14 protein-coding genes are annotated in these 14,413 nt (G+C 59.4%); all 14 read left to right on the top strand.

From position 1 onward, the window contains the following. The first annotated feature begins 131 nt into the window (after positions 1–131). Positions 132–1,112 (top strand): NAD-dependent 4,6-dehydratase LegB, encoded by a 981-nt coding sequence (locus CXQ80_RS17445; protein ID WP_101321646.1) that lies wholly within the window; start codon positions 132–134, stop codon positions 1,110–1,112. 10 nt (positions 1,113–1,122) lie between these two features. Then, positions 1,123–2,274 (top strand): LegC family aminotransferase, encoded by a 1,152-nt coding sequence (locus CXQ80_RS17440; protein ID WP_101321645.1) that lies wholly within the window; start codon positions 1,123–1,125, stop codon positions 2,272–2,274. Beyond that, on the top strand, positions 2,271–3,425 hold the full coding sequence (neuC, locus tag CXQ80_RS17435) for a UDP-N-acetylglucosamine 2-epimerase (RefSeq protein ID WP_101321644.1): 1,155 nt from the start codon (positions 2,271–2,273) through the stop codon (positions 3,423–3,425). Before CXQ80_RS17440 ends, neuC begins: the two co-directional genes overlap by 4 nt. A 3-nt stretch (positions 3,426–3,428) precedes the next feature. Then, on the top strand, positions 3,429–4,514 hold the full coding sequence (gene neuB, locus CXQ80_RS17430) for an N-acetylneuraminate synthase (RefSeq protein WP_101321643.1): 1,086 nt from the start codon (positions 3,429–3,431) through the stop codon (positions 4,512–4,514). Between the two features lie 20 nt (positions 4,515–4,534). After that, positions 4,535–5,179 carry an acetyltransferase gene (locus tag CXQ80_RS17425; RefSeq protein ID WP_256585589.1) on the top strand — a complete coding sequence of 215 codons (645 nt, stop codon included), beginning with the start codon at positions 4,535–4,537 and terminating at the stop codon, positions 5,177–5,179. A gap of 22 nt (positions 5,180–5,201) precedes the next feature. Then, entirely contained in the window at positions 5,202–6,248 is a 1,047-nt protein-coding gene (locus CXQ80_RS17420; RefSeq protein ID WP_101321641.1) for a nucleotidyltransferase family protein, read from the top strand. Next, positions 6,245–7,255, top strand: a complete 1,011-nt coding sequence (locus CXQ80_RS17415; protein WP_101321640.1) for a Gfo/Idh/MocA family protein — start codon at positions 6,245–6,247, stop codon at positions 7,253–7,255. The genes CXQ80_RS17420 and CXQ80_RS17415 overlap by 4 nt, the downstream gene beginning before the upstream one ends. Then, a complete protein-coding gene (locus CXQ80_RS17410) occupies positions 7,255–7,959 on the top strand; it encodes a cytidylyltransferase domain-containing protein (RefSeq protein ID WP_101321639.1) in 705 nt (234 codons plus the stop codon). Before CXQ80_RS17415 ends, CXQ80_RS17410 begins: the two co-directional genes overlap by 1 nt. Continuing rightward, positions 7,946–8,704, top strand: coding sequence for an oxidoreductase (locus CXQ80_RS17405; RefSeq protein WP_101321638.1), 759 nt, complete (start codon positions 7,946–7,948; stop codon positions 8,702–8,704). The genes CXQ80_RS17410 and CXQ80_RS17405 overlap by 14 nt, the downstream gene beginning before the upstream one ends. Positions 8,705–8,783: 79 nt before the next feature. Continuing rightward, positions 8,784–10,088, top strand: coding sequence for a hypothetical protein (locus CXQ80_RS17400; protein ID WP_157831763.1), 1,305 nt, complete (start codon positions 8,784–8,786; stop codon positions 10,086–10,088). After that, positions 10,085–11,311, top strand: coding sequence for a lipopolysaccharide biosynthesis protein (locus CXQ80_RS17395; RefSeq protein WP_101321636.1), 1,227 nt, complete (start codon positions 10,085–10,087; stop codon positions 11,309–11,311). Before CXQ80_RS17400 ends, CXQ80_RS17395 begins: the two co-directional genes overlap by 4 nt. A gap of 16 nt (positions 11,312–11,327) precedes the next feature. Beyond that, positions 11,328–12,644, top strand: coding sequence for a hypothetical protein (locus CXQ80_RS17390; protein ID WP_157831762.1), 1,317 nt, complete (start codon positions 11,328–11,330; stop codon positions 12,642–12,644). A gap of 2 nt (positions 12,645–12,646) precedes the next feature. Next, on the top strand, positions 12,647–13,801 hold the full coding sequence (locus tag CXQ80_RS17385; RefSeq protein ID WP_256585588.1) for an N-acetyl sugar amidotransferase: 1,155 nt from the start codon (positions 12,647–12,649) through the stop codon (positions 13,799–13,801). Beyond that, the gene (gene hisH, locus CXQ80_RS17380; protein ID WP_101321633.1) at positions 13,798–14,412 is read left to right on the top strand and encodes an imidazole glycerol phosphate synthase subunit HisH; all 615 of its coding nucleotides are present in this window, start codon (positions 13,798–13,800) and stop codon (positions 14,410–14,412) included. The genes CXQ80_RS17385 and hisH overlap by 4 nt, the downstream gene beginning before the upstream one ends. Position 14,413: the final 1 nt, after the last annotated feature.

Here is a 14,413-nt window from a genome sequence, read left to right as displayed (position 1 = left end):
TCTTTTCGACACGCGCTGAGCGACAGTCGATACAGGCCGATTGCCATGTTTGTCATGGCCCTGCTGCATTCTTCTGATCTCTGTCCCGCGGTGGCAGTTTTCAGTATTTTAAAACGAATTAAGGTCAGCACATGAAGAAGGTATTGGTTACTGGGGCGGATGGGTTTATTGGCTCGCACCTGACGGAGTTGCTTGTTCGTGAGGGGTACGAGGTCAAGGCACTGTCCCAATATAACTCTTTCAACTATTGGGGCTGGCTCGAGGACGTTGATTGCCTCAAGCAGATTGAAGTTCTTAATGGTGATGTGCGTGACCCGCATTATTGCAAACACATCACTAAAGGCGTCGACGCGGTCTTCCACCTGGCCGCACTGATCGCGATCCCTTATTCGTATGTCGCGCCGGACAGCTATGTGGATACTAACGTCAAGGGCACCCTGAATATTTGCCAGGCCGCCCTTGATAACGGCGTGCAGCGCGTTATCCATACCTCCACCAGTGAGGTGTATGGCACGGCGCAATATGTGCCGATCGACGAGAAACATCCGATCCAGCCGCAGTCGCCTTACAGCGCGTCGAAAATCGGCGCCGATGCCATGGCCATGAGTTTCTTCAACGCCTTTGACCTGCCGCTGACCATTGCGCGTCCGTTCAACACCTATGGCCCTCGCCAGTCCGCCCGGGCAGTTATTCCGACCATCATCACGCAGATCGCCAGCGGTAAGAAAGAGATCAAGCTCGGCGATGTTTCACCGACCCGCGACTTCAACTTCGTGGCGGATACCTGCCGCGGCTTCCTCGAACTGGCGCGCTGCGACAAGGCTGTCGGTGAGACTGTCAACATCGGCTCCAACTTCGAAATTTCGGTGGGCGATACCCTTGAGCTGATTCGCGAACTGATGAACAGCGATGTTCGTTTCCTGACCGATGACCAGCGCCTGCGCCCAGAAAAGTCGGAAGTGTTCCGACTGTGGTGCGACAACACCAAGATTCATGGGCTGACCGGCTTCGAGCCAGCGTATTCGATTCGCCAGGGACTGCAGGAAACGATCGACTGGTTCGTTCGTCCCGAAAACCTGGCCAAGTACAAGGCCGATCTTTACAACGTCTGAGGCGTGCCCCATGTTTGATGCGCTTATCGGTTTTGTTCGTGAACAATACGCTACAAAGGACTTTATTCCGCTGCACGCGCCTGTGTTCGGGGGCAATGAAAAGCAGTACGTCGCCGAGACGGTAGACTCGACGTTCGTGTCCAGCGTCGGTGCCTTCGTGGACCGATTCGAGCAGGACATGGCCGCTTACACTGGTTCGCCGCGGGCCATCGCGACCGTCAACGGTACGGCGGCGCTGCATGTTTCGCTGCTGCTCGCCGGCGTCAAGCCCGGGGACCTGATCCTCACCCAGCCGCTGACCTTCGTCGCGACCTGCAACGCCATTGCCTACTGCGGTGCAGAGCCGGTGTTCATCGACGTAGATCGGCATACCCTCGGGTTGTCTCCAGTCGCCCTGGAGGCCTGGCTCGAGGAAAACGCACGGGTTGATGGCGACGGCACCTGCCGTACCAAGTCCGGTGATCGTCCGCTGCGCGCATGCCTGCCGATGCACACCTTTGGTCATCCGGTCGAGCTCGATGCACTGGTCGACGTTTGTGCGCGCTGGGGCCTAGCCCTGGTCGAGGACGCCGCCGAGTCACTGGGCAGCCTGTACAAGGGCCGGCATACCGGCACGTTCGGTCTGCTCGGCACCCTCAGCTTCAACGGCAACAAAGTCATCACCACCGGTGGCGGCGGCATGGTGCTCACCGGCGAAGCGCTGGGGGTGCGGGCCAAGCACATCACCACCACCGCCAAGAAGCCCCATCCGTTCGAGTACGTGCACGACGAAGTTGGCTTCAACTACCGCATGCCCAACCTCAATGCGGCGTTGGGCTGCGCACAGTTGGAGCGTCTGGAGGCGTTCATCGCATCGAAACGGTTGTTGGCATCGCGCTATCAGGCTTTCCTGTCGGACAGCTCGCTGACCTTTGTCGTCGAGCCCGAAGGCTGCCGCTCCAACTACTGGCTCAATGCGGTGCTGTGCACTGATCTGCAGCAGCGCGATGCGCTGCTCGAGGCCAGTAATCAGGCCGGCGTGATGACCCGCCCGATCTGGAAGCTGATGACCCACCTGCCAGCCTTCGCGCACTGCCTGCGCGGCCCGTTGCCCAACGCCCTGTGGCTCGAAGAGCGGGTCGTGAACCTGCCCAGCAGCGTGCTCCCGGAGCAGCTGTCGTGAAACGCAAGGTTGCTGTATTTACCGGGACGCGTGCCGAGTACGGGCTGTTGTATTGGCTGATGAAGGACATTCAGAGCAGCGACCTGCTGCAACTGCAAGTCATCGTCAGTGGCATGCACCTTTCGCCAGAGTTCGGCAACACTTGGCAAACCATCGAAAACGATGGTTTTGCCATCGATGCCAAAGTCGAGATGCTGCTGTCATCCGACAGCGACGTGGGCGTCGTCAAATCCATGGGGCTGGGGGTGCTGGGCTTCGCCGATGCGCTCGATCGCCTGCGTCCCGATGTGCTGGTGGTACTTGGCGATCGCTTCGAGGCGTTGGCAATCGTCCAGTCAGCGCTGATCATGAGGATTCCGGTTGCCCACTTGCATGGCGGCGAGATCACCGAAGGTGCCTATGATGACTCGATTCGTCATGCGATCAGCAAGTTGTCCTATTTGCACTTTACCTCCACCGAACCCTATCGGCAGCGGGTCATCCAACTGGGCGAGGCGCCGCAGCGCGTTTTCAATGTCGGTGCCGTGGGCCTCGATCACCTGGCGCGCAGCCCGTTGATGAGTCGCGATGAGCTTTCGCAAAGCCTTGGCTTCGACCTCTCGAAGCCGTTCCTACTGGTCACCTATCACCCGGTGACGCTGAGTGAAGAGAGCCCCCGCGAGAGCTTTCAGGCACTGCTCGACGCCCTCGACCGGTTCCCTGAGTACAGCGTCATTCTGACCTATCCGAATGCCGACAACGGTGGCCGGGCTATCATCCCTCTGCTCGAAGACTACGCCCAGCAAGCGCCTGGCCGCGTGCTGGCAATCCCGTCGCTGGGCTTCAAGCGTTACCTGAGTGCCGTGGGCCTTGCCAGTGCTGTGGTGGGCAACTCGTCCAGTGGCGTCATCGAAGTGCCGTCATTCAAGGTGCCGACAGTCAATATTGGTGCCCGTCAGGATGGCCGCCTGGCGGCTGAATCGGTGCTGCATTGTGCGGCAGAAACCGAAGCGATAGAGGCGGCGTTGCGCCAAGCCCTGAGTCCGGTGTTCAGCCGCTTGTGCGCCGAAGTGGACAACCCGTATGGGGCGGGAGATGCGTCCAGCCAGATCGTCAATGTCCTCGAGCGGTTCCAGCCTGAATCCGTTAAGCCATTCCACGACTTGAGTTGAATCATGAAATTACCCGATGACACGTCTGTCTTCATCATTGCAGAGGCCGGCGTCAACCATAACGGCGAGCGTGAACTGGCGTTTCGGTTGATCGATGCTGCTGCCCAGGCTGGCGCGGATGCCGTCAAGTTCCAGACCTTCGATGCCCAGCGCCTGGCGTCGACCAGCGCACCCAAGGCCAAGTATCAGAAGCACAGCACCGACGCCAGTGAAAGTCAGCTGGCGATGCTGAAGAAGCTCGAGCTGCCGCGCGAATGGCACTACGAGCTGCAGGCCTACGCCCGCAGCCGTGGCGTGGAGTTTCTCTCGACCGCATTCGATAGCGGCAGCCTGGCGTTCCTCACCGAGATGGACCTGCCGCTGTTCAAGGTGCCGTCCGGTGAGCTGACCAACGGCCCGTTGCTCTGGCAGTTCGCCAGGACCGGCAAGCCGCTGGTGCTTTCCACGGGCATGGCGACCCTGAGCGAAGTCGAGCAAGGGCTGGCGATCGTGGCCCACGCGCTGACCAGCGAGTCTGAGCCAGCGACCATGGATGAGGTCTGGCAGAACTGGAGCAACCCAGCCAGTCGCCTGCGTCTCAAGGGCCACGTGACCCTGCTGCATTGCACATCGCAGTATCCGACCCCTGCGCAGGAGGTGAACCTGCTGGCCATGGACACCCTCAAGGCGTTCGACCTGGCGGTCGGCTATTCGGACCATACCGAAGGGTGCCTGATCCCGGTTGCGGCGGTAGCCCGTGGGGCCAGCGTCATCGAAAAACACTTCACGCTCGACCGCAGCTTGCCGGGCCCTGATCACAAGGCGTCGCTCGAGCCGGATGAACTGGCACTGATGGTCAGCCAGATCCGCACCCTGCAAACAGCGCTCGGGGACCCCTGCAAGGCGCCGCAGCCTAGCGAGTGGGACACTCGCAAGGCTGCCCGCCAGCAGGTCGTGGCCGCACGGGACATCGCCGCCGGCGCCATAATTGCTCGTGATGACCTGACCACTGCCCGCAGTGGCGGCGGATTGGCGCCTACGGTGCTTTGGGAGCTGGTCGGGAGTACCAGCAAACGAGCCTTCGCGGCGGGTGAGAACCTGGAACAATGAGCCCGAGCAAGCAGGCACACATGCCGCTGGTCCTGCTTGGCGCGGGCGGCCATGCGAAGGTGCTATTTTCGCTGATCAAAGCCGCTGGCCGGGAGTTGCTCGGTGTGTGTGACCCGGCCCTGGCCAAGGCGGGTGCGAGTCATTGGCGAGACGTGCCTGTGTTAGGGGGCGATGAAGCCCTGAAGACGCTTGACTCGTCCACGGTGGGCTTGGTCAACGGCATTGGTCAGCTGGTGGGCAGTGGGCTGCGCCAACGTGTCTACGAACAGGCGTGCGCTGATGGTTTTACGTTTCCTGTTTTGATTCATCCGGCTGCATGGGTCGACGAATCTGTCGAGCTGGGGCAGGGTGTGCAAGTGATGGCCGGGGCCATCGTTCAGCCAGATGTGCGCATTGGCGTGAATAGCGTGATCAATACCCGGGCGAGCCTGGATCATGACTGCGTCATCGCCGCGCATGTCCATATCGCCCCTGGTGCGGTGCTCTGTGGTGGCGTTGTCGTGGCCCAGGGGGCTTTTATCGGCAGCGGCGCGACTCTTATTCAAGGCGTTGTCATCGGCGCGCGATCAGTTGTCGGTGCGGGTACCGTAGTAGTGCGCGAAGTGCCGCCCGACAGCATCGTAAAAGGGCTTTCAGTGCGCCCAGTGCCGTTGACGGACAGCTGATTCAACCTAGAGAAGGAATGCAATGAAGCAGTGGGAAAAAACGCTTATCAGCCCGGACTGCACCATGGAAGAAGCGATCGCTACCCTGGATCGCGTGGCTGTGCGCATCGTCATGGTGGTGGATACTCAGCGCCAGCTCCTCGGCACCCTCACGGACGGTGATGTGCGCAGGGCCCTGCTCAAGCAGCGGCCGTTGGCCACCCCGGTGCGTGAAGTCATGTGCGCGTCCCCGCGCACGGCGGAAAAAAGCTGGGGCAGAGAGCGCATCCTGTCGGTGATGGAAAAGTACTCGCTGCTGCAGCTGCCGGTAGTCGATGCCCAAGGCACGGTCATCGGCCTGCAGACGCTGCACGATCTGCTCAACAGACCACGCCTGAACAACCCGGTGTTTCTCATGGCCGGCGGCTTCGGCACGCGCCTTCGGCCGTTGACGCACAATTGCCCCAAGCCGTTGCTGAAAGTGGGTGACAAACCGATCCTGGAGATTATTCTCGAGCGCTTCATCAGTGCCGGTTTCCACCGCTTTTTCATCTCTACGCACTACATGCCCGAGATGATCCGCGCGCATTTCGGCGACGGCAGCCGCTGGGGCGTCGACATTCGCTATGTCCACGAAGAGGTACCGTTGGGTACCGGCGGTGCGCTGGGGTTGTTGCCTCACGAAGAGATCGATTCGCCGTTGTTCCTTATGAACGGCGACCTGCTGACCACGCTCAACTTCCTCAACCTGCTCGAGTTCCATGAAACCCATGGTGGCGCTGCGACCATGTGCGTGCGCGAGTACGAATACACCGTGCCGTATGGCGTGGTGGAGAGCGAAGGGCACAAGATCCGCTCAATGGTGGAAAAACCGGTGCACAAGTTCTTCATCAATGCCGGGATCTACCTGCTCTCGCCGGAACTGGTGAAAAGCGTGCAAGCCGAGACCCGTATCGACATGCCGACCCTGCTGGAGCAAGAGATCGCTCAGCAGCGCGACGTCAACATGTTCCCGGTGCATGAGTACTGGCTGGATATCGGACGGATGGAAGACTTCCAGCGTGCCCAGCAGGAGTTCGCCAGTCTATGACCGCCCCTGAGCATTTTCTGGTGGTGGGCAGCGGCAGCATTGCCCGGCGCCACATGAACAATATCCGTGCAGCCTACCCGCGGGCAACGGTCGACTGTATCTCCGCCTCGGGTCGTGAGTTGCGGCCCGACGAACTGCCTGAGGGCGTGATCGCGTGTGCATCGCTGGCGCAGGCGCTCGCGCGCCGGCCGGCGCTTGCCATCGTTGCCTCGCCCGCGCCGTTACATGCCGAGCAGGCCGCCACGCTGCTGTCTGGCGGCCTGACTGTGTTGGTGGAGAAGCCCCTGAGCGATTCGTTGGCGCGTCTGGCTGCCCACGCCGAGCCCTTGCATGAATACCGTGACAAGCTGGTGGTGGCCTACAATCTGCGCTTCATGCCCTCGGCAGTGATTGCTCGGCAGGTCATCGAAAGCGGTCAGCTGGGAGCGATTCACTCGGTCGCGAGTGAGGTGGGTCAGTACCTTCCCGACTGGCGGCCGGCCAGTGACTACCGCAACAATGTGTCGGCGCAACGCGCCCTCGGCGGTGGCGTTCTTCTCGAACTCAGCCACGAGCTGGACTACCTGCAGTGGCTGTTCGGCGCCATGCGCTCGGTCTACTGCCAGGCGCGGACCACCGGCAGCCTGCAACTGGACGTCGAAGACACGGTGGATGCCCTGATGACCTCCGAGCGTGGCACGGTGATCAACCTGCACATGGACTTCCTGCAGCGTGCGCCGGTGCGGCGGTGCCGGGTCGTTGCCGAGCACGCGACGCTGGAGTGGGACATCCTCAACAACCGCGTTGCGTTGCATGAAGGCGGTGGCCGTACGACCTTGCTGCATGACGATCCCGGGTACGACCGCAATCGGATGTATGTCGACGAGCTCACGCATTTCGTTGACGTTGCCCAAGCGCAGTCCACCCCCTTTGTAACGCTCGAGCAAGGCCTTGAAACGCTGAAACTGGTGGAGGCGCTCAAGCGATCGTCCGCCACCGGTGCGTCCGTCGCCCTGAAGGATCTTTAATGTCTATTGCGTATGCATTTGTCTTCGCCCGCGGAAACTCCAAAGGCCTGCCTGGGAAGAACATCAAGCTGCTCGGCGGCAAACCATTGCTCGCCCACTCGATCGAAGTGGCCCGGCAGGTTGCGCAGATCAAGAAGGTGTTCGTGTCTACCGACAGCCCGGCGATTGCCGCGGTCGCGCGTGAGTACGGCGCCGAGGTGATCGATCGTCCAGACGAACTGGCCACCGATCACGCCCCTGAGTGGCTCGCCTGGCAGCACGCCATTCGCCATGTGCAGGCATTGGGCGAGCAGTTCGACCTGTTCGTGAGCTTGCCTGCCACCAGCCCGCTGCGCAGCGCCGAGGACGTGCAGCAGTGCATCGATGGTGCGGATGCCGATGCGGATGTCGTGGTGACGGTCACCGAGGCGGCACGCAGCCCGTATTTCAATATGTTGGTGCGCGACGAGCAGGGCATCAGCTCGGTGGTCTGCTCTGGCACAACCTTTCACCGCCGTCAGGACGCACCCAAGGTCTACGATATGACCACGGTCGCCTACGTGGCGCGGCCGCAGTTCATTCTGGGCAACGACAAGCTATTTGCCGGCACGGTCCGCTCAGTCGTGGTGCCGCGCAAGCGGGCGGTGGATATCGACGATATCTACGATTTCAAGATGGCAGAGCTGTTCCTGATGGAGAAGGGGTCGAACAATGCTGAGCGGTAAGAAGATTCTGGTTGCGGGCGCCGGTGGTCTGTTGGGCTGCCGCCTGGTCGGGCGACTGTTGGCCGACGGTGCGTCGGTGGTGGCGGTCGATCTCGAACAGGCTACCCTCGCGCAGCGTTTGCAAAACGCCCAGGTGGCGCCCCACGACAACTTGACGATTGCTCGGCTGGACCTCAACTCGAAAGCTGAGGTCTCGGCGTTTTTCGAGGCTACGGCTGGGCTGGAGGGAGCGGTCAACTGCGCCTACCCGCGCAACAAGCAGTACGGCCGCAGCTTCTATGACGTCGAGCTGAGTGACTTCAACGAGAACGTCTCGCTGCACCTGGGGGCGTCGTTCCTGTTCATCCAGGAATGCGCACGTTACTTCGAGCGTAGCCAGCAGCCGTTTTCGTTGGTGAACATCTCATCGGTGTATGGCGTGATCCCACCGAAGTTCGAGGTCTACGAGAACACCCCGATGACCATGCCGGTGGAATATGCGGCCATCAAGTCTGCGCTTATCCACTTGAGCAAGTACGCCGCGGCGTTCGTCGCCGACAGCCGCTTCCGCTCCAACTGCGTGAGCCCCGGCGGTATTCGCGATGGCCAGCCAGAGGCGTTCTTGCAGCGTTACCGCGAGGCCTGCCTGGGTAAAGGAATGCTCGACATCGATGACGTCCTCGGTTCGATCGTGTTCCTGCTGTCTGACCAGTCGCGTTACGTGAACGGGCAAAACCTGATCGTGGATGACGGATTTACCTTGTGAGTGCGACACACTCAAGAATAATCAACGTTGGCGGGCATCGAGCCAATACCGCATTGACAAGTGATGGCATCCAGACTTCATGATTTTTTTTGTCATTCTGTTGATACTTATTTCGTTCCTGGCGTTCAGGAACAAGAGAATTATCTGCCCTTCCAATGTGGTATTTGGCAATTACTTTCTCTACCTGGTGTTTCCGGCGACGCTGTTTTACTTCCTGGAGTGGATCTCCTGGGAGTATGTCTTGCCGTGGGGGAAGATGAACGACTGGGCAGGGGTGTCGCAGGAGGCGATCCTGGCCTACCTCTATGTGTTTACCCTGTTCTTCTATCTCACCCGCGGTATGGAGGTGCTGATCGATCGCGCCGAACAACCCGACATCATCCGCGAGCATCGAGCGCGGCCCGCCGCTTTGTGGGTCTGCGCGCTCCTGCTGTTGGTGGGCTGCGCGTACTTCTTCCAGGTGACGGGGGGCATAGACGCCTGGACGAGTGATTACAGCGAAACCTACCTGTCGAAAAAGAAGGGTTACGGGCTGCTCAATTTCTTCCTGATCATGTGGTCGAACTTCTTGGCATTCTGGGTGGGTTTTTACTGCCGCACCGCACCGCGTCGAAGCCTGTTGCTGCTGCTCTTCGTGCTGTTGGTCCTGGCCTGCTGCGCCTTCGTCCAAGGGGTGAAGAGCCGGATCTTCATGTTCGGCATCTTTTTCAGCCTGCCGTGGTTGGCGGTGGCGCGCTTGAGCCTGAAGCAGGGGGTTTGCCTGTTTCTTGGGTTCATGGTGCTGTTTTCAGGGGCGATGTATGTCCGTTCCAACGGGTTTTACAATACCCCGGAAATGCTCCTGGAGTACTTCCTGACGTACTTCAACACGATCTTCCTGCACGACATGATTCTGCAGGACATGCAGCCGGACTACTTGTTGACCATGGGCTACCCGATCAATAAATGGCTGTCGTTGATCGGTGTGTCCTCACCCGATTACCTGCATGACATCAGCCGCTGGCTGACCGCGATGTATTTCCCCTCGCAATGGTTCGATGAGTCGGCCACCCAGCAATGGCCGATCGAGACCGAGCTGTACCTGAACTACGGCAGCTACGTGTTCTGGGTGGTGCCGATCGCCTTGTACGCCGTCTTTATCTGTACCTTGTACGCCTTGCGTTTCAGGGGGGGGCCTGTCTTTTTGTTCATCTGCATGTCAGAACTGTTCATGTTCCTGAGCATGTTCCGTGGCAGCATGCTGCAGTGGATTATCCTGTTCAATGTGCTGTTCTATCTGATGCTGATGCTCGGGCAGCGTTTGATGTTTGCGCGCGTCAAACCATTGCCGAAGGCCGGTGAGCAGGCTGTCGAAACGGTCCAGAATGGGCAAGGTGCAGCGTGATCAGACTCATTAACGTCGGCCTGCGTGGTGTTACGCTGCTCAGCAAGTTTCTCCTGGTGTTTTTTCTGGCGCGCTTCCTGCCGGCGGAGGAGGTTGGCCTGTATGGGTTGCTGGCGGCATCGATCGGCTATGGCATCTATGTCGTCGGCTTCGAGTTCTATACCTTCGCCAACCGCGAGATGATCGGTGCACCGCGTGAGCGTTGGCTGGGAATCCTGCGTGATCAGTGCGTCGTCTATGGATTCATGTACCTGCTGTGCCTGCCGATTATCGTAGGGGTATTCGTTCAGGGTTGGCTGCCGTGGTCCTACCTGCCCGTGTTCATCGTGCTGCTGCTTGTCGAGCATGCCGCTCAGGAGGCTAACCGGATACTGGTTGCCGCCTCGCGGCAACTGCTGGCCAGCATTGTGTTGTTCGTGCGCAGCGGGGTGTGGTGCTTGGTGGTGATTGCCTGCATGTGGTTCGACCCACTGTTCAGGAACCTGCAATTCACCGTCTCCAGCTGGTTGCTGGCGTGCCTGCTGGCGTGTGGCATCGCCGGCTATTATCTGGCCCAGCTGGGTGATATCCGAGGGTTGCAGCCCATCGACTGGCAGTGGGTGCGTCGCGGTCTGTGGGTGGCAGCGCCGTTTCTGGTGGCCAGCCTGGCCATTCGAGGCATCTACACGTTCGACCGGTATTGGGTCGAGCACCTGGCCAGCCTCGAAGTGCTGGGCGCCTATACCTTGTATGTGGGCATGGCGACCGCGATCCTGTCCTTTCTGGATGCGGGCGTGGTGGTGTTCTTCATGCCGCGGCTGATCCAAGCGGCCAAGCACGCACAGCGTTCGGAGTTTCGCCAAGCCATGCGCTCGCTGACCGTAAACGTGGTCGCGGTGGTGCTGCTGCTCTCGCTGAGTTGCTGGGTCGCCAGTTTGTTCATTCCTGGCTGGTTGGCGTCGCCGGTCTATAAAGACAATGTGGCGATGTTGTACTGGTTATTGCTGGGCAGCGCGTTTTTTGGGGTAAGCACGATCCCGCATCTGGGGCTCTATGCGCTGGGGCATGATCGTCACCTGATGTATTCGCAAGTATTTGGCCTGGTGGTGTTTATCGGCGCGGCCTATCTGCTGGGTCCGGTCGGTGGCGCAGTGGCCATTGCCTGGGCGATGGCTGCTGCCTTCCTGGCCATGTTGATCTGGAAAAGCGTGGTCTACTTCAATGTCGTAAGGGGGGTGCAATGACACTGGGGTGGAAGACATGCCGCACGTTGTGCTGCGATACAAGGGTGTGCTCGTGAATAGAAGTGAACACAAGATCATCGCTGAGTACCTGCTGGCTACTCGAAATGAAATAGCGATCGATCAGAGCATGTATGCGCTGTGCGGGCTGTCGCCCGACGATTTCGGCTGCGCGCCGCGGCCAAGCAAGCTGGTGGCCTATGCGCGCTACCGCACGCTGCTGCACATGCTCATGGTGCTGCTGCGCACGGTCTGGCGCTGGGGTGCGGCACGGCTGTTGTTCCGCGTGCAGTGCAAGCGCCTGCGCGCGGCACTGTCTAGCCAGAGAGGGGCCATCGGTGACGGTTTCGATGCCTTTGCGCTGGGCTTTTCTGCAAGGGCTGCGCAGTTGATTACCCCGCAATTGATCGGCGAACGCTTCTGCTGGGTAACCCTGCCGTGGGTACCGGTCCAGCTCGACGACCAACCCGCGATGGCGATCACGGACCTGCTGGATCAGGCCGACCTTGAGAAAGCGCTCGGCTATGCAATCGTAGCGTCGCGAAAGCTCAATACCTCGGCCAGAGCCGCGCCTTGGGGGTTGCAGAGTTATACGGCGTTTCGGTGGTTCTGTGTCCGCTTGGCGTTGGAGAAGTTGCCCGCTAAAACCCTATTGATCGGCGAACACTACGACCGCTGGGCCATTTTGGCCGATCGGGTAATGTGGGCGGCACGTGCGCGAGATGCGCGCAATGCCCAGGGCATCGTGCTAGTGCAGCACGGTGCCCTGGAAGCGTTGGGAGACAGTGCAGCGGACCAGCCACGACGTTTGCCTGTGGCGCTGGCTTGCCGTTTACGCAGCGTTAAAACACTGTATGCGTTTGATCAAGGCTCTGTCGAAATAATCCGTGATGCGGTACTTTCGCCATTGTGTCGACTAGCCCCGGATGCGGTCCGTTTGTATAGCCCTGTCATACACGTGAGGCCAATGAAAAGTGTCCATTCATTACGGCTGTTGTTTGTCGGGCATCCAATCTGCGAAACATTGCATGTGCACATCGTAGAGGCGCTGGGTGAGGGTATTTCTAGTTATTACAAACCGCACCCGGCTAATCCGAGTAGCGCTCGCGTTAACTCAGCGAGTTGGACCGTCATCCATGACAAGACGGTATTTCCCGAAGTGGACTTACTCATTTCCTACCCGTCGACCCTGGTAAAGGAGTACGAGGGGATGAACATACCTGCTATCATCCACCCTTTGAACATGCCTCCAGCGGACGCAGGCGATTTGATCGAATCGATCAAGCGAGCAGTTGAGCTTCTCGCGCGCCAGAAAGGGGTTCACACGAAACATTGAGATTGGCCGGGGCGCATCTATTTATGGGCTATAAAATCTGTTCACGCTGCATCATGGATACCTCCGATCCGCACATCAGCTTCAATAAGGCGGGTCTGTGCGAATACTGTCAGAATTTTGACGGCGTGATTGTTCCCAACTGGCACACCGATGCGCGCGGCGAAGCGGAACTCATGCGCTTGGCCGAGTTGATCAAGAAAGACGGCAAAGACCGCGAGTTTGATTGCATCATCGGCCTCAGCGGCGGCCTAGACAGTTCGTACGTCAGTTATATCGCAAAAGAAAAGATGGGCCTGCGCCCATTGCTGTTCCATGTCGATGCGGGTTGGAATACCGATCAGGCAGTCGGCAATATTGAAAAACTGGTCGATGGCCTCGGCGTAGAACTGTACACCGAGGTTATTAATTGGGAAGAGATGAAAGACTTGCAAGTTGCCTTCCTCAAGTCGCAAATCTCCGACCAGGACCTGCCGCAGGACGCCGCATTCTTTTCCGGCCTGTACAAGTTCGCCCGCGCGCACAAGATCAAGTATGTACTGACCGGCGGTAACTTCTCTACCGAGTGCTGCCGCGAGCCTGAAGAGTGGGGCGGTTATCCCGGTATCGACAAGCGTTTGTTCAAGGATATCCACGGGCGTTTCGGCCGTCGCGTGCTGAAGTCGTTCCCGCTGGTCGATATTCTCAAATATAAACTCTATTACCGTTATGTACTGGGCATGCAAGTGGTCAAGCCACTGAACCTAGTACCGTACGTGAAGCAAGACGCCGAGCAGACCTTGAACCGCCTGTACGGTTGGCTGCCGTTCCAGCACAAGCACCATGAGTCGCGCTTTACGCGTTTCTACGAAGACTACTGGATGCCCAGGAAATTCGGCTATGAAAAGCGCCGTGCGCACTTCTCCAGCCTGATCATGACCGGCCAGATGACCCGCGAACAAGCGCTTCAGCGTATTGCCCAGCCCGAAATGAGCGAGCAGTTCCTGTCTACCGAGTTCGAGTACGTCGCCAACAAGCTCGACCTCTCTGTCGACGAGTTGCGCGGGATCTTCGAAGGCACTAACAAGACCTTCCGCGACTACAAGAACAAGCGGTTCATGATCGGTATGGGCGCGCGTATCATGAGTGCCCTGGGCTTGGAAAGAAGGCTGTTCAGATGATCACCATTATTGATTACGGCCTCGGCAATCTTCAGGCGTTCGTCAACGTCTACAAGCGCCTGCACATCCCGGTCAGGGTGGCGAGCAGCGTCGAGGCCCTGAGCGGTGCCGAAAAACTGATTCTGCCCGGGGTCGGCGCCTTCGATCATGCCATGCAGCGCTTCAGCGATTCGGGCATGCGCGACACCGTCGAACAGTTGGTTCACCGCGACAGCGTGCCGGTGCTGGGGATCTGTGTCGGGATGCAGATGCTTGCCGATGGCAGTGACGAGGGCGTGTTGCCGGGCCTGGGCTGGGTGCCTGGCAAGGTCCGCTCATTCCGCTCCGTGGCCGGCCTGGAAACCATCGCGATGCCGCATATGGGCTGGAACGACGTCGCGCCTGTCAACGATTGCCCGTTGTTCAAGGGCTTCGAGCAAGACGCGCGGTTCTACTTCCTGCATTCGTTCTATTTTGAATGTGCGCAAGACCAGCACGTGGTCGCGCGATCCGAGTACGGTCTCGACTTTGGCTGCGCGGTGGCGGCAAACAACGTCTACGGTGTGCAGTTCCACCCGGAGAAAAGCCACCACTTTGGCGTTGGCCTCCTGAAAAACTTCGCGGAAATCTGAG

Source organism: Pseudomonas sp. 02C 26, assembly GCF_002843585.1.
GTDB classification, from domain to species: domain Bacteria; phylum Pseudomonadota; class Gammaproteobacteria; order Pseudomonadales; family Pseudomonadaceae; genus Aquipseudomonas; species Aquipseudomonas shirazensis.
The sequence above is the reverse complement of the archived record's forward strand: the minus strand, read 5'-3'. Positions and strand labels throughout refer to the sequence as shown.